Raw genomic sequence first — 21,240 nt, 5'->3', positions numbered from 1 at the left:
CTCCGCGTCAGCGATCAGCGCTGACTCAGCCATTGTTCAGCCAGGAGACGGGCACGACCATCAGCGGCCAGCACAGCATCCAGGCTCTCAACCGCCATAGCGGGCTCAGCATGCAGAATATCTTCGATGATACGCGCGATCTCGGGAAAACGGATGCGCCCAGCCAGGAAAGCCGCAACCGCCACCTCATTGGCCGCATTGAGCATGGCCGGTGCAGTGCCACCAGCCTGAGCAGCCTCGCGCGCCAGACGCAAGCAGGGGAAGCGCTGCTCATCTGGCGCCTGAAAGTCCAGGCGGGCGATGGCGAACAGATCCAGCGGCGCCACCCCGGAGTCAATACGCTCCGGCCAGGCCAGGGCATGACTGATCGGCGTGCGCATATCCGGATTGCCCAGCTGAGCCAATACTGAACCATCGACATAATCGACCAGCGAGTGGATCACGCTCTGCGGATGCACCACCACTTCAACCTGAGCGGGTGCAGCATCGAACAGCCAACAGGCCTCGATCAGCTCCAGCCCTTTATTCATCATGCTGGCCGAATCGACCGAGATCTTGCGCCCCATCGACCAATTGGGGTGCGCGCACGCCTGCTCGGGCGTAACCGCATGCAACTGATCCAACGGCATCTCGCGAAACGGTCCGCCGGAAGCGGTCAACAGAATACGCCGCACACCCACTTGTTGCAGACCACGAGCGTAGTCACCCGGCAGACACTGAAAAATCGCATTGTGTTCACTGTCGATCGGCAACAGCACAGCACCACTTTTACGCACTGCCTGCATAAATAGCGCACCGGACATCACCAGGGCTTCTTTGTTGGCCAGCAGCACCTTCTTGCCGGCCTCAACTGCCGCCAGGGTCGGCGGTAAGCCGGCAGCACCGACAATCGCCGCCATCACCGCATCCACGTCGGGATGCGCCGCCACTTCACATAATCCCTCAGGACCATGTAGCACCTGGGTGACCAAGCCGGCCGTGCGCAAACATTCCTGAAGTTGGCAAGCTTGCAGAGCCTGCGGCACTACGGCAAAGCGCGGACGATAGATCATGCACAGGGCTTCCAGCTCAGCCAGGCGACTGAAACCGGAGAGCGCGAACACCTGATAGCGTTCAGGGTGACGGGCAATCACATCAAGGGTACTGAGGCCAATCGAGCCCGTAGCCCCCAGCACCGTAATCTGTTGCAGCTGGCTCACAACGCGCCCCAACCCGCCAGCCAGAGCAACGCGGCAAATACCGGGATAGCAGCCGTCAGGCTATCGATACGGTCCAACACGCCGCCATGCCCTGGCAGCAGGTTGCTGCTGTCCTTGATGCCCGACTGGCGCTTGAACATGCTTTCGGTCAGATCACCGACCACCGAGATCAGTACCACCACTGCGGTACCGAGCAATGCCAGCAACGCGCCGAAAATCGACCAGTCACGATAAATAGCCACACCCATACAAATCAGCAGCGTCGCCAGCAGACCGCCGAACACGCCTTCCCAGCTCTTACCAGGGCTGACCTGCGGAGCCAGCTTGCGCTTGCCGAAACGGCGACCGGCAAAATAGGCACCGATATCAGCCCCCCAGACCAGCACCATCACTGCCAGGATCAGCCAGTTGGCTTCAGGCCATTGCTTGAACAGCACCAGACCCTGCCAGGCCGGCAACAGAATCAACAGGCCGATCAGCAGCCGAACCGGCGCCGCCACCCAATACCGGCTGCTGCCGGGGTAGCCCAGCACCAGCAACGTGGCAATTACCCACCAAACCACCCCGACCAACAACAACCAAGGTGCCAGCTGCGGCAGCAGGTACAAGCCCAACAGCAACGCTGCAACCAGCACGGCATAAGCCACACGCTGCACCTGCGCGGCAAAACCAGCCAGACGCGCCCATTCCCAGGCACCCAGACTGACCACCGCACCGATAAACAGCGCAAACCAACCACCTTCCAGCAGAAAGAAGCCAGACAGCGCAAACGGCAGCAGAACCAGAGCCGTGATAATTCGTTGTTTGAGCATCAGTTACGCGCCTCAGCTGCAACCTGCTCGCTGGTTTTCCCAAAGCGACGCTGGCGGCTAGCAAAATCGGCCAAGGCTTTGTGCATGGCGTCGTGTTTGAAATCCGGCCAGTAGAGGTCGGAGAAATACAGCTCGGTGTACGCCAGCTGCCAGAGTAGGAAATTGCTGATGCGATGTTCACCGCCGGTACGGATGCACAGATCCGGCAACGGCAGATCGCCGGTCACCAGACAGCTTTGCAGTAGCTCCGGGGTGATATCTTCGGCGCGCAGATGACCGCCTTGCACTTCACGCGCCAGCCGCTGCGCAGCCTGGGCGATATCCCACTGACCACCGTAGTTGGCCGCCACCTGCAGGACAAAGCGCTTATCACCGGCAGTTTGCGCCTCGGCATCGCGCATCGCCGCCTGCAGCTCGGGGTGAAAACGTGAACGATCACCGATGATGCGCAAGCTGATGTCATTGGCATCAAGCTTTTTCGCCTCACGTCGCAGCGCACTGAGGAACAGCTCCATCAGTGCGCTGACCTCCTCGGCCGGGCGCTGCCAGTTTTCACTGGAGAAAGCGAACAGGGTCAAAACCTCGACCCCGGCTTCAGCACACACCTCGATCACCGCACGCACGGCATCCACGCCAGCCTTGTGACCGGCAACGCCAGGCAGCAGACGCTTCTTCGCCCAGCGGTTATTGCCGTCCATGATGATTGCCACATGCCGTGGCACGGCAATCCGATTACCGTCGTTGGTTTTGTCCATGGCGATAATCTGACCGTTAAACGGCCATCAGATCCGCTTCTTTCTGCTTCACCGCCACTTCGATTTCAGCCACGAACTTGTCGGTCAGTTTCTGGATGTCGTCAGCCGCACGACGCTCTTCGTCTTCGCTGATTTCCTTCTCTTTGACCAGGTCTTTCAACTGGCTCAAGGCATCGCGACGGATATTGCGCACTGCAACACGGCCATCCTCGGCGGCATCGCGGGCCTGCTTGGTGAAGCCCTTACGGGTTTCCTCGGTCAGTGCCGGCATGGTCACCAGCAACAGCTCGCCCAGGTTAGTCGGGTTAAAACCTAGGCCTGAGCTCTGGATGGCCTTGTCCACCGCGGACAGCATATTGCGCTCGAACGCCACCACCTGCAGGGTGCGCGAGTCCTTGACGGTCACGTTAGCCACCTGGTTGATCGGGGTATCAGCACCGTAGTACGGCACCATCACACCCGCCAGGATGCTCGGATGGGCCTGACCGGTACGGATGCGGCTGAAGGCGTGAATCAGCGATTCCAGGCTCTTCTGCATACGCACCTGGGCGTCTTTCTTGATCTCATTGATCATGCTTATCTTCCTCGATCAGAGTGCCTTCAGCGCCGCCTACTACCACGTTCAGCAGGGCACCGGGCTTGTTCATGTTGAAAACGCGCAGCGGCATATTATGGTCGCGGCACAGGCAGATCGCCGTCAGATCCATCACACCCAGTTTGCGGTCGAGCACCTCGTCATAGGTCAGGCGATCGAACTTCTCGGCATGCGGATCCTTGAATGGGTCGGCAGTGTACACGCCATCGACCTTGGTCGCCTTGAGCACCACATCGGCATCGATTTCGATAGCGCGCAGGCAGGCGGCCGAATCAGTGGTAAAGAACGGATTACCAGTGCCAGCAGCGAAAATCACCACCTCACCGGTTTTCAGATGGCGCATGGCCTTGCGTCGATCGTAATGATCAGTCACCCCGACCATGGAAATGGCCGACATGACGATGGCCGGTATGTTCGAACGCTCCAGGGCGTCGCGCATGGCCAGGGCATTCATTACTGTGGCCAGCATGCCCATGTGGTCGCCGGTTACCCGGTCCATACCCGCAGCGCTCAGGGCCGCACCACGGAACAGGTTGCCGCCACCGATAACCAGACCGACTTGCACGCCGATACCGACCAGCTGGCCGACTTCCAGCGCCATGCGGTCAAGCACCTTGGGATCAATGCCGAAATCTTCCGACCCCATCAGGGCCTCGCCGCTAAGTTTGAGCAGAATGCGCTTGTAGCGCGGTTGACGACCACTCATCTGCTGAGCCATTGCGAGTCTCTCCTGCGGCGTTTGAATTCTGTACGGGCTTGAGCCCGAATTATCGAGCGCTTGGACCGCGCTCCGGACAATTGGTGCGCTTCAATGATAGAAGCGAACAACAACTCCCCGTCCTTATTTGACAAAGAGGCTGCGCGCGTTAGCGGGCAGCCTCTCCTGTCGACAGTAAAGAACCGTCTTACTGCTTGCTGGCAGCAGCCACTTGTGCGGCAACTTCTTCAGCGAAGTTGTCGACCGGCTTCTCGATGCCTTCGCCCACTTTGAAGTAGGTGAAGGAAACGATTTCAGCGCCGCCTTGCTTGGCCAGAGCACCAACAGTCAGCTCAGGGTTCTTAACGAACGCTTGCTCGACCAGGCTGGCTTCAGCCAGGAACTTGTTGATACGGCCCTTGACCATGTTCTCAACAATGTTTTCCGGCTTGCCTTTGATTTTCTCTTCGTTGAGGCTCAGGAACACGGCTTTCTCGCGCTCGATGGCTTCAGCGGAAACCTGCGAAGGCAGCAGGAACTCTGGGTTGCTGGCCGCTACGTGCATGGCGATGTCTTTAGCCAGCTCGACGTTGCCGCCTTTGAGCACAACCACAACACCGATTTTGTTGCCGTGCAGGTAAGAACCCAGAACGTCGCCCTCGATGCGCGCCAGACGACGGATGTTGACGTTCTCGCCGCACTTGGCAACCAGGGCCAGACGGGCTTCTTCCTGAGCGGCGATCAGCGGCTCAACTTCGGTCAGTTTGTCAGCGAAGGCTTTCTCAACGCTGGCAGCCACGAAGGTCTTGAAGTCGTCCTGCAGGGCCAGGAAGTCGGTCTGCGAGTTGACTTCGATGATAACGGCAGCCTTGCCGTCTTCCTTGATGCTGATCGCGCCTTCGGCAGCTACGTTGCCGGCTTTTTTGGCAGCCTTGATCGCGCCGGAAGCACGCATGTCGTCGATGGCTTTTTCGATGTCGCCGCCAGCCTTGGTCAAGGCTTTCTTGCAATCCATCATGCCTTCGCCAGTACGCTCACGCAGTTCTTTAACCAACGCTGCAGTAATTTCTGCCATTTCAAAATCCTCTGGATAGGTTGTTAACCATTCCACCCGCCAAAAACGGGCGCTCAATTCGTAACGCACTGCCGACGATGACCTGAAACATTTGCAACGGTATGTCGGCGATGGTTTTTAAGGTGGCAAAAAGGGGGCCAAGCCCCCTTTTTGCGAACTAAGCAAACGCTGTACGCGTTTTACTTAGCCTTCAGCAGCTTCTACAGCCGGCGCTTGCTCGACGAACTCGTCGGTGCCGCCAGCAGCGTTGCTGCGGCCACGCACAACGGCGTCAGCCATGGCACCCATGTACAGCTGGATGGCGCGAATGGCGTCATCGTTGCCTGGAATGATGTAGTCAACGCCTTCCGGGCTGCTGTTGGTATCGACAACGCCGATGACCGGAATGCCCAGCTTGTTGGCTTCGGTGATCGCGATGCGCTCGTGGTCAACGTCGATCACGAACAGTGCGTCCGGCAGGCCGCCCATGTCCTTGATACCACCCAGGCTGCGATCCAGTTTTTCCAGATCGCGCGAGCGCATCAGGGCTTCTTTCTTGGTCAGCTTGGTGAAAGTACCGTCCTGAGACTGAGCTTCCAGATCACGCAGACGCTTGATCGAAGCGCGGATGGTCTTGTAGTTGGTCAGCATGCCGCCCAACCAGCGATGGTCGACGTACGGCGAACCGCAACGTGCTGCTTCTTCAGCCACGATCTTGCCAGCGGAGCGCTTGGTGCCAACGAACAGAATCTTGTTCTTGCCAGCAGCCAGCTTCTCAACGAAGGACAGGGCTTCGTTGAACATTGGCAGGGTTTTTTCGAGGTTGATGATGTGGATCTTGTTACGCGCGCCGAAAATGTACTTGCCCATTTTCGGGTTCCAGTAACGGGTCTGGTGGCCGAAGTGCACACCGGCCTTCAGCATATCGCGCATGTTGACTTGGGACATGATAGTTCCTTGATAAGTCGGGTTAGGCCTCCACGTATCCCGATCTCCAACCCGCCGAACCAGTCGGAAGGCACCCAGGAAACCGTGTCGATACGTGTGTGGGTTTAAGCTTTCGGGCGTACTGCCCGTAAAGCGGCGCGTTTTATACCATAAAAGATAGGCACAGGCTACACGCACTCAACGCAAAGCCCGGCAAACCTGCACAACGGCGTCACGTGCTGCTTATGGCAGGCCGCCGGTAGCTGTTAAGATAACGCCCTTTCTGTTCGCGTCCGAGAGCCGCACTATGACCGTCACCATTAAAACGCCCGACGAAATCGAGAAAATGCGCGTAGCCGGTCGCCTGGCTGCCGAAGTTCTGGAAATGATCGGCGAACACGTCAAGCCCGGCGTCACCACCGAAGAGCTTGACCGCATCTGCCACGATTATATCGTCAACGTGCAGCAGGCCATTCCCGCGCCGCTCAACTACAAAGGCTTCCCCAAGTCGATCTGCACCTCGGTCAACCACGTGGTCTGTCACGGCATTCCGAACGACAAGCCACTGAAAGAAGGTGACGTGATCAACATCGACATCACCGTGATCAAGGATGGCTATCACGGCGACACCAGCAAGATGTTTATGGTCGGCAAGGTGCCCGAGTGGGCCGAGCGACTGGCCAAGATCACTCAGGAATGCATGTATAAAGGTATCGAACTGGTCAAGCCGGGCACGCGCTTGGGCGATATCGGCGAAGTGATCCAGAAGCATGCCGAGAAGAACGGCTTCTCCGTGGTGCGCGAATACTGCGGCCACGGCATTGGTGCGGTGTTCCATGAAGAGCCGCAAGTGCTGCATTACGGCCGCGCTGGCACCGGCATGGAGCTAAAGGAAGGCATGACCTTCACCATCGAGCCGATGATCAACCAAGGCCGCCCGGAAACCCGCACCCTGGGCGACGGCTGGACGGCCATCACCAAGGACCGCAAGCTCTCCGCCCAGTGGGAGCACACCATCCTGGTGACCGCCGACGGCTATGAAATCTTCACCCTGCGCAGCGATGACACCATTGCGCGCACCTCGGCCTGACCGCCAACGGCACGTTCATCGCGCTGGTTCTTAATAGAAGGAAAGCTGTCATGCCGCAGGTAGATCCCGAGCTGTTCGACCGCGGCCAGTTCCAGGCGGAGCTGGCACTCAAGGCCAGCCCCATCGCCGCCTTCAAAAAGGCCATCCGCCATGCCCGCGAAGTGCTCGACGAACGCTTCCGGGCCGGTCGCGATGTACGCCGCCTGGTGGAAGACCGCGCCTGGTTTGTCGACCAGATCCTGCGCGAAGCCTGGGACCGCCTGCCCTGGAGTGAAGACGCCGACATCGCCCTGCTGGCGGTCGGTGGCTATGGCCGCGGCGAACTGCACCCCTTCTCGGACATCGACCTGCTGATTCTGCTGGACAACGCCGATCACGAAACCTTCCGCGAGCCGATCGAGCAATTCCTGACCCTGCTGTGGGACATCGGCCTGGAAGTCGGGCAAAGCGTACGCAGCGTCGACGAGTGCGCCAGCGAAGCCCGCGCCGACCTGACGGTGATCACCAACCTGATGGAAAGCCGCACCATTGCAGGCCCCGAACGCCTGCGCCTGCGCATGCAGGCAGTCACCAGCACCGAGCAGATGTGGCCGAGCAAGGACTTCTTTCTGGCCAAGCACAGCGAAAAGCGCGCCCGTCACGGCAAATACAACGACACCGAATACAACCTGGAGCCCAACGTCAAAGGTTCCCCCGGCGGCCTGCGCGACATTCAGACCATTCTCTGGGTCGCACGCCGGCATTTCGGCACGCTGAACCTGCACGCCATGGTCGGCCAGGGGTTTCTGCTGGAAAGCGAATACGCATTGCTCGCCTCCAGCCAGGAGTTTCTCTGGAAAGTGCGCTACGCCCTGCACATGCTCGCCGGCCGCGCCGAAGACCGTCTGCTGTTCGATCACCAGAGCAAGGTTGCCGCCCTGCTTGGCTTTGAAGACAGCGACAGCAAACGCGCTATCGAGCGTTTTATGCAGAAGTACTACCGCGTGGTGATGGCGATTGCCGAACTCAGCGACCTGATCGTTCAGCACTTCGAGGAGCAGATCCTGCGCGCCGGCGAAATCGGCCCAGCCACGCCACTCAACAGCCGCTTCCTGCTGCGCGACGGCTACATCGAAGTGGCACACCCGAACGTGTTCAAGCGCACCCCATTCGCCATCATGGAAATCTTCGTGCTGATGGCGCAGCACCCCGAGATCAAAGGCGTGTGCGCCAACAGCATCCGCCTGCTGCGCGAACACCGCCACCTGATTGACGATGATTTTCGCCGTGACATTCGCAACACCAGCCTGTTCGTCGAACTGTTCAAAAGCCCTCAGGGCATCCACCGCAACCTGCGGCGAATGAACCGTTACGGCATCCTTGGCCTGTACCTGCCGGAGTTCGGCCATATCGTCGGGCAGATGCAGCACGACCTGTTCCACATCTATACGGTCGATGCGCACACCCTCAACCTGATCAAGCACCTGCGCAAGTTCAAGTGGACCGAGCTGGCGGAAAAATTCCCCCTGGCCAGCAAGCTGATCGACAAGCTGCCCAAGCCCGAGCTGATCTATATGGCGGGGCTGTACCACGACATCGGCAAAGGACGTGGCGGTGACCATTCGGAACTCGGCGCAGTGGATGCCGAAGCCTTTTGCATACGCCACCAGCTGCCCAACTGGGACTCCAAGTTGATTGTCTGGCTGGTGCAGCACCATCTGGTGATGTCCACCACCGCGCAGCGCAAGGACCTGTCCGACCCGCAGGTGATCTTCGATTTTGCCCGCCTGGTCGGCGATCAGACCCGCCTGGATTACCTCTACGTGCTGACCGTGGCCGACATCAACGCCACCAACCCCAGCCTGTGGAACTCCTGGCGCGCCAGCCTGCTGCGCCAGTTGTATACCGAGACCAAACGCGCCCTGCGCCGTGGCCTGGAGAACCCGCTGGACCGCGAAGAGCAGATTCGCCTGACACAGAGCGCCGCCCTGGACATTCTGGTGCGTGGCGGCACTGACGCCGACGACGCCGAGCAGCTCTGGGCGCAGCTGGGCGATGACTACTTTCTGCGCCACACTGCGGCCGATGTCGCCTGGCACAGTGAGGCCATCCTGCAACACCCAGCTGATGGCGATCCGCTGGTGCTGATCAAGGAAACCACCCAGCGCGAGTTCGAAGGCGGTACGCAGATCTTCATCTATGCCCCGGACCAGCACGACTTCTTCGCCGTGACCGTGGCGGCCATGGCCCAGCTCAACCTGAACATCCATGACGCACGGATTCTCACCTCCACCAGCCAGTTCACCCTCGACACTTATATCGTGCTGGAAGCAGAAGGCGGCTCGATCGGTGACAATCCGGCACGGATCAAGGAAATCCGTCAGGGCCTGGTCGATGCGCTGAAGAATCCCGATGAGTACCCGAGCATCATCCAGCGCCGCGTGCCGCGTCAGCTCAAGCACTTTGCCTTCGCCCCGCAGGTGACCATCCACAACGATGCGCACCGCCCGGTGACCATCCTTGAAGTCACCGCACCGGATCGCCCCGGCCTGCTGGCGCGTATCGGGCGGATTTTCCTCGATTTCGACCTGTCGCTGCAGAACGCCAAGATCGCTACCCTGGGCGAGCGCGTGGAAGACGTGTTCTTCGTCACCGATGCGCACAACCAGCCACTGGCCGATCCGGAACTGTGCCTGCGCCTGCAGGAAACCATGGTGGCGCAACTGTCTGACACCACCAGCCTGCAGGCCGAACCGACTCGCATCAGCATCTAACCCTTTTGCCCTTACGCCTTGAGCTGCCCGGCTACCACGCTGCCGGGCGCCTGGAGACCTCAGGAAGACACAATGAATGACGCGTTAAACCAGCTGCAGCCCTACCCGTTCGAAAAGCTTCGCGCCCTGCTCGGCAGCGTGCAGACAGCCGCCGATAAAAGCCCGATCGCACTGTCGATTGGCGAGCCGAAACACCGTTCGCCGGATTTTGTTGCCGACGCACTGAGCGCCAACCTCGACCAGCTGGCGGTCTACCCAACCACCCTGGGCATCCCAGCGCTGCGCGAAGCCATCGCCAACTGGTGTGGTCGCCGCTTTGGTCTGCCGGCCGGCGTGCTTGATCCGGCGCGCCATGTACTGCCGGTCAACGGCACCCGCGAGGCGCTGTTTGCCTTTACTCAGGCGGTGGTCAAGCGCGATGTCGATGGCCTGGTAGTCAGCCCCAACCCCTTCTACCAAATCTATGAAGGCGCGGCTTTTCTCGCCGGCGCGCAGCCGCACTACCTGCCCTGCCTGGAAGAACACGGTTTCAACCCGGACTTCGACGCCGTCAGCGACGACGTGTGGCAGCGTTGCCAGATCCTCTTCCTCTGCTCGCCAGGCAACCCCACCGGCGCGCTGATTCCGGTGGAAACCCTGAAAAAGCTGATCGCCCTGGCCGACAAATTCGATTTCGTGATTGCTGCGGATGAGTGCTACAGCGAGCTGTACTTCGATGAAGCCAATCCACCGGCTGGCCTGCTCACCGCCTGCGCCGAACTGGGCCTGCACGACTTCAAGCGTTGCGTGGTGTTCCACAGCCTGTCCAAGCGTTCCAACCTGCCGGGGCTGCGTTCAGGCTTCGTCGCGGGCGATGCCGACATTCTGAAATCTTTCCTGCTGTACCGTACCTACCACGGCTGCGCCATGCCGGTACAAACCCAGCTGGCCAGCGTGGCCGCCTGGAACGACGAGGCTCACGTCAAAGCCAACCGCGACCTGTACCGCGAGAAGTTCGATGCGGTGCTGGCGATTCTCGACGGTGTGCTGGATGTGCAGCGGCCGGACGGCGGCTTCTACCTGTGGGCGAAAACCCCGATAGACGATGAAACATTTACCCGCGAGCTGTTTGCCCGCGAGCATGTCACCGTAGTGCCCGGCTCGTACCTGTCGCGTGCTGTGGACGGTAGCAACCCCGGCGCCGGCCGTGTGCGTATGGCCCTGGTTGCGCCGCTGGCCGAGTGTGTGGCGGCGGCCGAACGTATCCGCGACTTTGTGAAGAGCCTCTGATGAGCAAGACCCTGTTTGGCATTAAAGCTTGCGACACCATGAAAAAAGCCCGCACCTGGCTCGACGAGCACGGGGTAAGCTACGCCTTTCATGATTACAAAGCCTGCGGCATCGACCGTGGCAATCTGGAAAAGTGGTGCAACGAGCATGGCTGGGAAACCATCCTGAACCGTGCCGGCACCACCTTCCGCAAGTTGGACGAGGCGCAGAAGAGTGACCTCGACCAGCACAAGGCGATCGAACTGATGCTCGCCCAACCGTCGATGATCAAACGCCCGGTGCTGGATCTCGGCAACAAGACCCTGGCTGGCTTCAAGCCCGAGCGTTATGCCGCTGAACTGGCCTGATCCGTCCCCCATTGAATTCGCGTTAAGGAAAGCACAATGAGCACTACCCTCTTCAGCCTGGCCTTCGGCGTTGGCACTCAGAACCGTCAGGGCACCTGGCTGGAAGTCTTTTACGCACAACCGCTGCTCAACCCGGCCAGCGAGCTGGTGGCCAAGGTCGTGGAAAATCTCGGCTACCAGGGCGGCAACCAGGCAATTGCCATCAGCAACAACCAGGCCGGCGACCTGGCCGAAGCACTGAAAAATGTCGACAGCCTGCAGTCCGCCCTGCTGACCCGCTTGGCCGAAAGCCAGAAGCCGCTGGTGGTCACCCTGCTCGCCGAAGACGCCGCGCTGACCAGCACACCCGAGGCCTACCTCAAGCTGCACCTGCTGTCGCACCGCCTGGTCAAGCCGCACGGTCTGAACCTCACCGGGATCTTCCCACTGCTGCCGAACGTGGCCTGGACCAGCCAGGGTGCAGTCGACCTTGGCGAACTGGCTGAGCGTCAGCTGGAAGCGCGCCTGAAAGGCGAACTGCTGGAAGTGTTCTCGGTGGACAAGTTCCCGAAAATGACCGACTACGTGGTGCCGAGCGGCGTGCGTATCGCTGACAGCGCGCGCATCCGCCTGGGCGCTTACGTGGGCGAAGGCACCACTGTGATGCACGAAGGCTTCGTCAACTTCAATGCCGGCACCGCTGGCCCCGGCATGATCGAAGGCCGCGTATCGGCGGGCGTGTTCGTCGGCAAGGGCTCAGACCTGGGCGGCGGCTGCTCGACCATGGGCACCCTGTCCGGTGGCGGCAATATCGTGATTTCCGTGGGCGAAGGCTGCCTGATCGGCGCCAACGCCGGTATCGGCATTCCGCTGGGTGATCGCAACACTGTGGAGTCCGGCCTGTACATCACTGCCGGCACCAAGGTGGCGCTGCTCGATGCCGACAACCAGCTGGTCAAGGTGCTCAAGGCCCGCGACCTGGCTGGCCAGCCGGATCTGCTGTTCCGCCGCAATTCGCAAACCGGCGCCGTGGAATGCAAAACCCACAAGTCGGCCATCGAGTTGAACGAAGCCCTGCACGCGCATAACTAAGCGCGGCGCAGTTGCCACAGGCCGGGCCCATGCCCGGCCTGTCTATTTATACTCAACAGACAGTTCCTGCGGTGCCGAAGCCAATGTCACTGATCTCCCCCTGGCGTGCTGACTTCCCTGGCATTCTGGCCCTTGCGGCCGAAGGCCAGACCTATCTGGACAGCGCCGCCACCGCGCAAAAACCCCAGGCCATGCTCGATGCGCTGCTCGGCTATTACGCCGGTGGTGCAGCCAACGTGCACCGGGCCCAGCATCTGCCGGGCGAGCGCGCCACCCGTGCCTTCGAAGCAACGCGTGAGAAAGCTGCGCGCTGGCTCAACGCCGCCAACGCCGAACAGATCATCTTCACCCGCAGCGCCACCGAGGCTTTCAACCTGCTGGCCTATGCACTGGAACAAAGTTTTCAACCAGGCGATGAGATCGTTATCAGCGCCCTGGAACACCACGCCAATCTGTTGCCCTGGCAGCAACTGGCGCTACGCCGTCAGCTCAAGCTGGTGGTGCTGCCACTGGACAGCGACGGGCTGATCGACCTCGCGCAAGCCGCGCAGTTGATTGGCCCACGCACACGCCTGTTGGCGGTCAGTCAGCTATCCAATGTGCTCGGTTGCTGGCAGCCCCTGCAGCCGTTACTGGCCCTGGCACATGCGCAGGGCGCACTGACGGTGGTCGATGGCACGCAGGGCGTGGTACATGGCCGCCAGGATATGCAGGCCTTGGGCTGCGACTTCTATATCTGCTCCAGCCATAAACTCTATGGCCCGGATGGTGTCGGCCTGCTCTATGGCCGTCCGCAAGCCCTGGCGCAACTGGCGCATTGGCAGTTTGGCGGCGAGATGCTGCTGCACACCGACTACTACAGCGCCAGCTTTCGCCCCGCGCCTCTGGGCTTCGAAGCAGGCACGCCACCGATTGCCTCGGTGATCGCCCTAGGCGCGAGCCTGGATTACCTGAACAGCCTCGATGCGAGCGCCGTCAGCGCCCACGAAGCAGCCCTGCATAGCGAGCTGATCGCCGGGCTGCAGCAGCGCCAGGGTGTACGCCTGCTCGGCACGCCCACTGTCGCCCTGGCCAGCTTTGTGGTCGACGGCGTGCACCATGCCGACCTCGCCCATCTGCTGAGCGAACAGGACATTGCCGTGCGTGCCGGCCACCACTGCGCGATGCCATTGCTGCAAGGGCTCGGCCTGAACGGTGCCGTTCGTGTGTCTTTGGGGTTGTATAACGACGGCAGCGATCTGCAGCGCTTCTTCAGCGCCCTGGATCAGGCCCTGGAGCTGTTGCAATGAGCCTGCCCGCCAGCGCGCAGACGGCGCTGCAGGCCTTTAGCGCCTGCCCCGGCTGGGAGCAGCGCGCACGCCTGCTGATGCAGTGGGGCGACCAACTTGCCCCGCTCAGTGATGATGAGCGCAGCGAGCGCCACCGGGTGGACGGCTGCGAAAGCCAGGTGTGGCTAGTAGCCGAGACGCTCGGCGAACACTGGCAGTTTCGCGCCAGCAGTGATGCGCGCCTGTTACGTGGTTTGCTTGCGCTGCTGTTGGCCAGGGTCAACGGCCTGACCCTGGCCGAACTGGCGCAGCTGGATCTACCGGACTGGTTCACCCAACTGGGCCTGGCGCGCCATCTTTCCCCCTCGCGAAGCAATGGCTTACAGGCCGTGCTCAGGCGAATGCAGCAATTGCTGGCAGAGAGGGATTAGGGCGTAGGCCGCCACTGATCGGCATTGCCGGAATACAACGCCTGCTGCAGACGCTCCAGATCACCGTTTTTTGCCAGGCGACGCAAACCGGCATTGAACTGCTTACGCAGCTGATCAGCCCTGGCATCGTTTCTGCGAAACAGCAGGTGCAATGGTTCAGCATGCAAGACACGTGGATTGTGGGTGATTAACGCTCGCTCCTGCTCAGAGAACAGGCGACGCAGCATGGCGTAACCGACCGCTCGATCCTGAGGGTGGAAGTCAACCCGTCCCAGGCTCAGCAAACGGAAACCGGTGTCTTCCTTACCGTGTTGCTGCACTTGCAACTGTCCAGCATCGAGCGCCGCGTCAAACTCCGAGCCATAGGAATAACCAAGCGTCGTAGCGATGCGAAACGTCTTGAGATCGTCGAAACGCGTCCAAGCAAGTTGCTGATCGCGGCGCTGGAATAACACCACATCTCCCGCCACTACTGCATCGCTGCATTCACTGAAACGTTGACGACTTTTGCTGCAGATATACGGCATCACCGCATCCAGGCCGCCCTGCTCCAGCATCAGCAGGTTGCGATCCCAGGGGTAATAGACGAATTCGACCTGATAACCGGCCGTCTTGAAGATGTCGCGCACCAGGCGCGCCAACGCGCCACCGTCTTCGCGCTGCTGATCGACATAAGGCACCCAGTCACCGGTACCGATGCGCACAACCGGATGGGCACTGGCGCCCAGGCAGGCAGAAAGTGCTGCAAACAGCAGCACATAACGTGAATAACCACTCAACACATGACGCAGCAGGGATAACACCACACACCTCAAACGAGAACTACCAGCACATCCCTGCTGAACATCGACCGCAATCGGTCATTATTTAAAGAAGCCTAGCCAACATCAGCAGACGCTGAGCGCCGCTCTGCCGGCCGCCGCGTACCGGCCACCAGCTTGTCGACGGTACGTGCCGCCGCCACCATGCCGAAGGTGGCGGTCACCATCATCACTGCGCCAAAACCACCGGCGCAGTCCAGGCGCACACCATCACCAACAAACGCCTTGTATTGGCAGACCGTGCCATCAGGCTTGGGATAACGCAGCTGCTCGCTGGAAAACACGCAAGGTACGCTGTAATTGCGCCCCGGCGTGCGGGAAAAGCCATAGTCACGGCGCAAGGTAGAACGCACCTTGGAGGCCAGCGGGTCATTCCAGGTCTTGTTCAGATCGCCGACCTGAATCTGCGTCGGGTCGATCTGCCCGCCCGCACCACCGGTGGTGATGACCTGAATCTTGCGCCGCTTGCACCAGGAGATCAGCGCCGCTTTGGCGTTGACGCTGTCGATGCAGTCGATCACCGCATCCAGTTGTTCGGTGATGTACTCGGCCATGGTCTCGCGGGTGACAAAATCCGCCACCGCATGCACCACACAGGCCGGGTTGATCGCCCGGATACGCGCCGCCATCACCTCGACCTTGGGCTGACCAACGGTGCTGTCCAGCGCATGCGCCTGACGATTGCTGTTGCTCACACAGACATCATCGAGGTCAAACAGCGAGATTTCTCCGACCCCGGAACGCGCCAGGGCCTCGGCTGCCCAGGAGCCCACACCGCCAATACCGACCACAGCCACATGCGCAGCCGCCAGCCGCTCGGCACCTTCGCGGCCATACAAGCGGGCTATTCCGGCAAAGCGTTGCTCATCCACAGGCATTCCTATCTCTCACACACTACAAGCGGCGCGCATTATAGGGAGCAGACAGGTGCCGCCCAAGCACTGTATCGCGGTTGCACCCAGCAGCCGATGAACAGCAGTGGCCAAGCGCCAAATACTGAACCTATTTCGACTACCAACATCCCATCAATATGCCCACAGGCCGGGCTATACAGCCCTATAGCAGCGGCGTAGCATGCGCCACCCGACGCCCGTCGCTTTTTTGCCCCTCCGCTGGACCTGCACACTATGCCTTCGCGTAAATTTGGATTGAATCTGGTCGTGTTCCTGGCGATTGCCGCCTTGTTCACCGGTTTCTGGGCGATGTACAACCGCCCGGTCACAGCCCCTGACTGGCCGGAGCAGATCTCCGGATTTTCCTTCTCGCCCTTCCGCACCGGGCAGAACCCGCAGCAGGACACCTACCCCAGCGACGAGCAGATGCGCGCCGACCTGGAGCTGCTGACCACCCAGACCGACAACATCCGCACCTACTCGGTAGACGGCGCGCTGGGCAAGATTCCTTACCTGGCTGAAGAGTTCGGCCTGCGTGTGACCCTGGGCATCTGGATCAGCCCGGACCTGGAGCGCAACGAGCGAGAAATCGCCAAAGCCATCGAAATTGCCAACGATTCGCGCAGCGTGGTGCGCGTGGTGGTGGGTAACGAAGCCCTATTCCGCAAGGAAGTCACCCCAGAGAACCTGATTGCCTATATCGACCGTGTGCGCGCGGCGGTCAAGGTGCCGGTAACCACCTCCGAACAGTGGCACATCTGGCAGGAATACCCGGAATTGGCCCAGCACACCGATCTGGTTGCCGCGCACGTACTGCCCTATTGGGAATTCGTGCCAATGGAGGACGCCACCGACTTCGTCCTCGAACGCGCCAAAGACCTGAAAAAGCTCTTCCCGAAAAAACCGCTGCTGCTCTCCGAAGTCGGCTGGCCGAGCAACGGCCGCATGCGCGGCGGCGCCGATGCCTCTCAGGCGGACCAGGCGATCTACCTGCGCACCCTGGTCAATACGCTGAACGCCAAGGGCTACAACTACTTCGTTATCGAAGCCTTCGATCAACCCTGGAAAGCCAGCGATGAAGGCGCAGTGGGCGCCTACTGGGGCGTTTATAACCTCGACCGGCAACCCAAATTCGCCTTTGAAGGCCCCGTGGTAGCCATCCCACAATGGCGTCTGTTGGCCATTGCTTCGGTGGTACTGGCCCTGCTCAGCCTGGCACTGATGCTGATCGACGGCAGTGCCCTGCGTCAGCGCGGCCGTACCTTCCTGACCTTTGTCGCCTTCGCCGGCGGCTCGGCCCTGGTGTGGATCGGCTACGACTACAGCCAGCAATACAGCACCTGGTTCAGCACCCTGGTTGGCCTGCTGCTGGGTGTCGGCGCCTTCGGCGTGTTTATCGTGCTGCTCACCGAAGCCCATGAACTGGCCGAAACCGCCTGGACCCGCACCCGCCGTCGGCCATTCCAGCCGGTGGAAAGCGACGGTGCCTACCGGCCCAAGGTGTCGATCCACGTACCCTGTTACAACGAGCCGCCGGAGATGGTCAAACAGACCCTCGATGCCCTCGCGGCGCTGGATTACCCGGATTACGAAGTTCTGATCATCGACAACAACACCAAGGATCCGGCCGTGTGGGAACCGGTAGAGGCCTACTGCAAGGTCCTCGGCCCACGCTTCCGCTTCTTCCACGTTTCGCCGATTGCCGGCTTCAAGGGTGGCGCGCTGAATTACATCCTGCCGCACACAGCAAAGGATGCCGAAGTGGTGGCGGTGATCGACGCCGACTACTGCGTCGACAAGAACTGGCTCAAGTACATGGTGCCGCACTTCAGCGACCCGAAAATCGCCGTGGTGCAGTCGCCGCAGGATTACCGCGACGGCAACGAAAACATCTTCAAGAAGCTCTGCTACGCCGAATACAAAGGCTTCTTCCATATCGGCATGGTCACCCGTAACGACCGCGACGCGATCATCCAGCACGGCACCATGACCATGATCCGCCGCACTGTGATGGACAAGCTGAAGTGGGCTGACTGGACCATCTGTGAAGATGCCGAACTGGGCCTGCGCGTGTTCGAGAAAGGCTACTCCGCCGCCTATGCCCACCAGAGTTTTGGTCGTGGGCTGATGCCGGACACCTTTATCGACTACAAAAAGCAGCGTTTTCGCTGGGCCTATGGCGCCATTCAGATCATGAAGGGCCACGCCCGCAGCCTTTTCCTCGGCAAGGGCTCGGAGCTCAAGACGGGGCAGCGCTATCACTTCGTCGCCGGCTGGCTGCCATGGATTGCCGACGGCCTGAATATCTTCTTCACCGTCGGTGCGCTGCTCTGGTCGGCGGCAATGATCATCGTGCCGCAACGGGTCGACCCGCCGCTGATGATCTTCGCCATCCCGCCGTTGGCGCTGTTTTTCTTCAAGCTGGGTAAGATCCTGTTCCTCTACCGCAAGGCCATGGGCGTCGATCTCGTGCGTTCGTTCCAAGCAGCACTGGCGGGCCTGGCGCTGTCGCACACGATTGCCAAGGCGGTGCTCTACGGCACCTTTACCAAGACCATCCCGTTCTTCCGCACACCGAAGATGGCCAGCAACCACGGCATTCTGGTGGCCCTGGCAGAGGCCCGCGAAGAAGTCTTTATCATGCTGCTGCTGTGGGGTTCAGCCATCGGTATCAGCATCGTTCAGGGCTTGCCCAGCGCCGATGTGAAGTTCTGGGTGGCCATGTTGCTGGTGCAATCGCTGCCGTACCTGGCGGCACTGATCATGGCCCTGCTGTCGTCCTTGCCTGCAGCCCAAGCCAACCCGCAGGAAACCGCTGCAGCCAGCTGATCGCGAGAGTGCTGGAATGCCAGACGGCGGCCAATGGCCGCCGTTTTGCTTTAAGATGGCGGCCTTTGTGCCTGAAGCCGTCCCGGAGCTGCAATGACCACCCACGCCACACCCCTTTCCCCGACGCTGGAGCTTGCCTGCGAGCTGATCCGCCGTCCTTCCGTCACGCCCCTCGATGAAGGCTGCCAGGAGCAGATGATGCGCCGTCTGCAGGCCTGTGGCTTCGCCATCGAGCCGATGCGGATCGAGGATGTGGACAATTTCTGGGCCAGCCACGGCAACGACGACGGTCCGGTGCTGTGCTTTGCCGGACACACCGACGTGGTACCCACCGGCCCGGTGCAGAACTGGCAGTACCAGCCCTTCGATGCGCTGATTGATGACAACGGCATGCTCTGCGGCCGAGGCGCGGCGGACATGAAAGGCAGCCTGGCGTCGATGGTCATCGCCGTTGAGCGCTTTGTCGCCGAATACCCGGAGCACAAAGGCCGTATCACCTTCCTCATCACCAGTGACGAAGAAGGCCCGGCGCACCATGGCACCAAGGCGGTGGTCGAACGCCTGCGCGCACGTAACGAGCGTCTGGACTGGTGCATCGTCGGCGAACCGTCGAGCACCACCCTGGTCGGCGACGTGGTGAAAAACGGCCGCCGTGGCTCACTTGGCTGCACCCTGACTGTACGCGGCAAACAAGGCCACGTGGCCTACCCGCACCTGGCGCGCAACCCGATTCACCTGGCAGCGCCAGCCCTGGCCGAACTGGCCGCCGAGCACTGGGATGACGGCAACGCCTTCTTCCCGCCGACCAGCTTCCAGATTTCCAATCTGAATGCCGGCACCGGCGCGACCAACGTGATTCCGGGTGAACTGAAGGCCATCTTCAACTTCCGCTTCTCCACCGAATCCACGGTCGAGGGGCTGCAGCAGCGCGTTGCGGCCATCCTCAACAAGCATGGCCTGGATTACCACCTGGACTGGGCGCTCTCCGGCCTGCCCTTCCTCACCGAGCCGGGTGCACTGCTCGACGCCGTAGCGGCCAGCATCAAGGCAGTCACCGGCCGCGACACCAAACCCTCGACCAGCGGCGGCACCTCGGATGGCCGTTTTATCGCCACCCTCGGCACCCAGGTAGTCGAACTCGGCCCAGTCAACGCCACCATCCATCAGGTCGACGAGCGCGTGCTGGCCAGCGATCTGGATGTGCTGACCGAAATCTATTATCAAACCCTGGTCAATCTGCTCGCATGAGCCTGATCTGCCCCATCTGCCAAGCAGCCTTGCAGACGCTCGACAACGGCGTCGCCTGCCCGGCCAACCACCGTTTTGACCGCGCGCGCCAGGGTTACCTGAACCTGCTGCCGGTGCAGCACAAGAACAGCCGTGATCCGGGCGATAACGCCGCCATGGTCGAGGCGCGGCGCCGCTTTCTCGAAGGCGGCCATTACGCGCCACTGGCCAAACGCCTGGCCGAACTGGCGGCCAGTTATAGCCCGGCACGCTGGCTGGATATCGGTTGCGGCGAGGGTTACTACACCGCGCAGATCGCCGACGCCCTGCCGCAAGCCGACGGCTATGCCCTGGACATCTCCCGTGAGGCAGTCAAACGTGCCTGCAAGCGCGCGCCGCAACTGACCTGGCTGGTGGCAAGCATGGCCCGCGTGCCACTGGCGGATGCCAGCTGCCAACTGCTGGCCAGCGTCTTCAGCCCGCTCGACTGGCAGGAAGCCAAGCGCCTGCTCGCCCCCGGTGGCGGTCTGCTACGCATGGGGCCGACCCGTGAGCACCTGATGGAGCTGCGCCAGAAGCTGTATGACGAAGTGCGCGACTACGATGATCAGAAGCACCTGGAGCTGATCCCCGAGGGCATGCGCCTGGCCCACAGTGAAACCCTCAGGTTCAACCTGCACCTGCCCAGCAGCGAAGCCCGCGCCGACCTGCTGGCCATGACCCCGCACGGCTGGCGCGCCAGCGCCGAACGCCGCGCGGCGGTGATCGCCGAACCCTGCGACGTGACTGTCGCCATCCGCTACGACTGGATCGAGAGACTATGACCATGCGCCAACCGGATATCGAGATTTACCTGAAAGACGCCGACCACACTGCTATCGGCGAGTGGCTGAGCCAAGCCCTGGGCAGTTGCACAGCCTGGCAGCAGAAAGGCCAGACCTTCAAGTGCATGGCCGGCAACGTGCCCGTCACCTGGTTGCCCAAGGCAGTGGGCAAGTGGCACAGCCTGTTTCTGGAAAGCGACGCCACGCCCTGGGCCGACGACCTGGCCTGCGCCCAGGCCGCCTTCGCCGCGTTGAATGTCGAAGTACGCTGCGCGCCCGGCGGCTGGCAGGAAGAAGAAAGTGACGAACAGGCCGACCGCTGGATGCGCATCAGCGCCGATGGGGTGGAGGAAATCACCTGGCGCACCTGCTAGAACC

20 protein-coding genes are annotated in these 21,240 nt (G+C 61.1%); 11 read left to right on the top strand and 9 right to left on the bottom strand.

The features are described from left to right. Window positions 1–14: 14 nt before the first annotated feature. The 7 genes from ispC to rpsB form a co-directional block, all read right to left on the bottom strand. Window positions 15–1,199: a 1-deoxy-D-xylulose-5-phosphate reductoisomerase gene (gene ispC, locus ACOCLD_RS08630; protein ID WP_422911589.1), complete on the bottom strand. Its 1,185-nt coding sequence runs from the start codon at window positions 1,197–1,199 to the stop codon at window positions 15–17. Then, window positions 1,196–2,011, bottom strand: a complete 816-nt coding sequence (locus ACOCLD_RS08625; RefSeq protein WP_392539287.1) for a phosphatidate cytidylyltransferase — start codon at window positions 2,009–2,011, stop codon at window positions 1,196–1,198. The genes ispC and ACOCLD_RS08625 overlap by 4 nt, the downstream gene beginning before the upstream one ends. Continuing rightward, a complete protein-coding gene (gene uppS / locus ACOCLD_RS08620) occupies window positions 2,011–2,766 on the bottom strand; it encodes a polyprenyl diphosphate synthase (protein ID WP_422911588.1) in 756 nt (251 codons plus the stop codon). Before uppS ends, ACOCLD_RS08625 begins: the two co-directional genes overlap by 1 nt. A 16-nt stretch (window positions 2,767–2,782) precedes the next feature. Continuing rightward, on the bottom strand, window positions 2,783–3,340 hold the full coding sequence (gene frr, locus ACOCLD_RS08615) for a ribosome recycling factor (RefSeq protein ID WP_233684092.1): 558 nt from the start codon (window positions 3,338–3,340) through the stop codon (window positions 2,783–2,785). Continuing rightward, window positions 3,330–4,079, bottom strand: coding sequence for a UMP kinase (pyrH, locus tag ACOCLD_RS08610; protein ID WP_160015693.1), 750 nt, complete (start codon window positions 4,077–4,079; stop codon window positions 3,330–3,332). The genes frr and pyrH overlap by 11 nt, the downstream gene beginning before the upstream one ends. A gap of 187 nt (window positions 4,080–4,266) precedes the next feature. After that, window positions 4,267–5,133, bottom strand: a complete 867-nt coding sequence (gene tsf / locus ACOCLD_RS08605; RefSeq protein ID WP_257777951.1) for a translation elongation factor Ts — start codon at window positions 5,131–5,133, stop codon at window positions 4,267–4,269. A gap of 183 nt (window positions 5,134–5,316) precedes the next feature. Next, window positions 5,317–6,060: a 30S ribosomal protein S2 gene (gene rpsB / locus ACOCLD_RS08600; RefSeq protein WP_233684090.1), complete on the bottom strand. Its 744-nt coding sequence runs from the start codon at window positions 6,058–6,060 to the stop codon at window positions 5,317–5,319. 286 nt (window positions 6,061–6,346) lie between these two features. On the opposite strand from rpsB, the gene map reads away from it, so the two are divergent. The 7 genes from map to ACOCLD_RS08565 all read left to right on the top strand — a co-directional run bounded on the left by map (window position 6,347) and on the right by ACOCLD_RS08565 (window position 14,268). After that, a complete protein-coding gene (gene map / locus ACOCLD_RS08595) occupies window positions 6,347–7,129 on the top strand; it encodes a type I methionyl aminopeptidase (protein ID WP_090248397.1) in 783 nt (260 codons plus the stop codon). 50 nt (window positions 7,130–7,179) lie between these two features. Beyond that, a complete protein-coding gene (locus ACOCLD_RS08590; RefSeq protein ID WP_422911587.1) occupies window positions 7,180–9,882 on the top strand; it encodes a [protein-PII] uridylyltransferase in 2,703 nt (900 codons plus the stop codon). A gap of 72 nt (window positions 9,883–9,954) precedes the next feature. Further along, entirely contained in the window at window positions 9,955–11,151 is a 1,197-nt protein-coding gene (gene dapC / locus ACOCLD_RS08585; RefSeq protein ID WP_422911586.1) for a succinyldiaminopimelate transaminase, read from the top strand. Then, complete coding sequence (locus ACOCLD_RS08580; protein ID WP_422911585.1) at window positions 11,151–11,498, top strand: ArsC family reductase; 348 nt, start codon at window positions 11,151–11,153, stop codon at window positions 11,496–11,498. Before dapC ends, ACOCLD_RS08580 begins: the two co-directional genes overlap by 1 nt. A 36-nt stretch (window positions 11,499–11,534) precedes the next feature. Then, entirely contained in the window at window positions 11,535–12,569 is a 1,035-nt protein-coding gene (gene dapD / locus ACOCLD_RS08575) for a 2,3,4,5-tetrahydropyridine-2,6-dicarboxylate N-succinyltransferase (protein WP_422911584.1), read from the top strand. A gap of 83 nt (window positions 12,570–12,652) precedes the next feature. After that, the gene (locus tag ACOCLD_RS08570; protein ID WP_422911583.1) at window positions 12,653–13,858 is read left to right on the top strand and encodes an aminotransferase class V-fold PLP-dependent enzyme; all 1,206 of its coding nucleotides are present in this window, start codon (window positions 12,653–12,655) and stop codon (window positions 13,856–13,858) included. Next, window positions 13,855–14,268 (top strand): SufE family protein, encoded by a 414-nt coding sequence (locus ACOCLD_RS08565; RefSeq protein WP_422911582.1) that lies wholly within the window; start codon window positions 13,855–13,857, stop codon window positions 14,266–14,268. Before ACOCLD_RS08570 ends, ACOCLD_RS08565 begins: the two co-directional genes overlap by 4 nt. Here ACOCLD_RS08565 and ACOCLD_RS08560 read toward each other — a convergent pair. Beyond that, window positions 14,265–15,071, bottom strand: a complete 807-nt coding sequence (locus tag ACOCLD_RS08560; RefSeq protein WP_422911581.1) for a substrate-binding periplasmic protein — start codon at window positions 15,069–15,071, stop codon at window positions 14,265–14,267. The two genes, ACOCLD_RS08565 and ACOCLD_RS08560, sit on opposite strands and share 4 nt — an antisense overlap. Before the next feature lie 74 nt (window positions 15,072–15,145). Then, window positions 15,146–15,967, bottom strand: a complete 822-nt coding sequence (tcdA, locus tag ACOCLD_RS08555; protein ID WP_233684082.1) for a tRNA cyclic N6-threonylcarbamoyladenosine(37) synthase TcdA — start codon at window positions 15,965–15,967, stop codon at window positions 15,146–15,148. Between the two features lie 249 nt (window positions 15,968–16,216). On the opposite strand from tcdA, the gene ACOCLD_RS08550 reads away from it, so the two are divergent. From ACOCLD_RS08550 to ACOCLD_RS08535, 4 genes are all read left to right on the top strand, one after another. Next, a complete protein-coding gene (locus ACOCLD_RS08550) occupies window positions 16,217–18,811 on the top strand; it encodes a glycosyltransferase (protein WP_422911580.1) in 2,595 nt (864 codons plus the stop codon). Window positions 18,812–18,904: 93 nt separating this feature from the next. Beyond that, on the top strand, window positions 18,905–20,059 hold the full coding sequence (gene dapE, locus ACOCLD_RS08545; RefSeq protein ID WP_422911579.1) for a succinyl-diaminopimelate desuccinylase: 1,155 nt from the start codon (window positions 18,905–18,907) through the stop codon (window positions 20,057–20,059). Beyond that, window positions 20,056–20,862 carry a putative RNA methyltransferase gene (locus ACOCLD_RS08540; RefSeq protein ID WP_422911578.1) on the top strand — a complete coding sequence of 269 codons (807 nt, stop codon included), beginning with the start codon at window positions 20,056–20,058 and terminating at the stop codon, window positions 20,860–20,862. The genes dapE and ACOCLD_RS08540 overlap by 4 nt, the downstream gene beginning before the upstream one ends. 2 nt (window positions 20,863–20,864) lie before the next feature. After that, window positions 20,865–21,236, top strand: a complete 372-nt coding sequence (locus ACOCLD_RS08535; RefSeq protein WP_422911781.1) for a hypothetical protein — start codon at window positions 20,865–20,867, stop codon at window positions 21,234–21,236. The last annotated feature ends 4 nt before the right edge of the window (window positions 21,237–21,240 follow it).

It is taken from the genome of Pseudomonas cimarronensis, assembly GCF_049331905.1.
Lineage (GTDB): Bacteria > Pseudomonadota > Gammaproteobacteria > Pseudomonadales > Pseudomonadaceae > Aquipseudomonas.
Note: the sequence above shows the minus strand (reverse complement) of the source record. Positions and strands in the feature narration are given on the sequence as shown.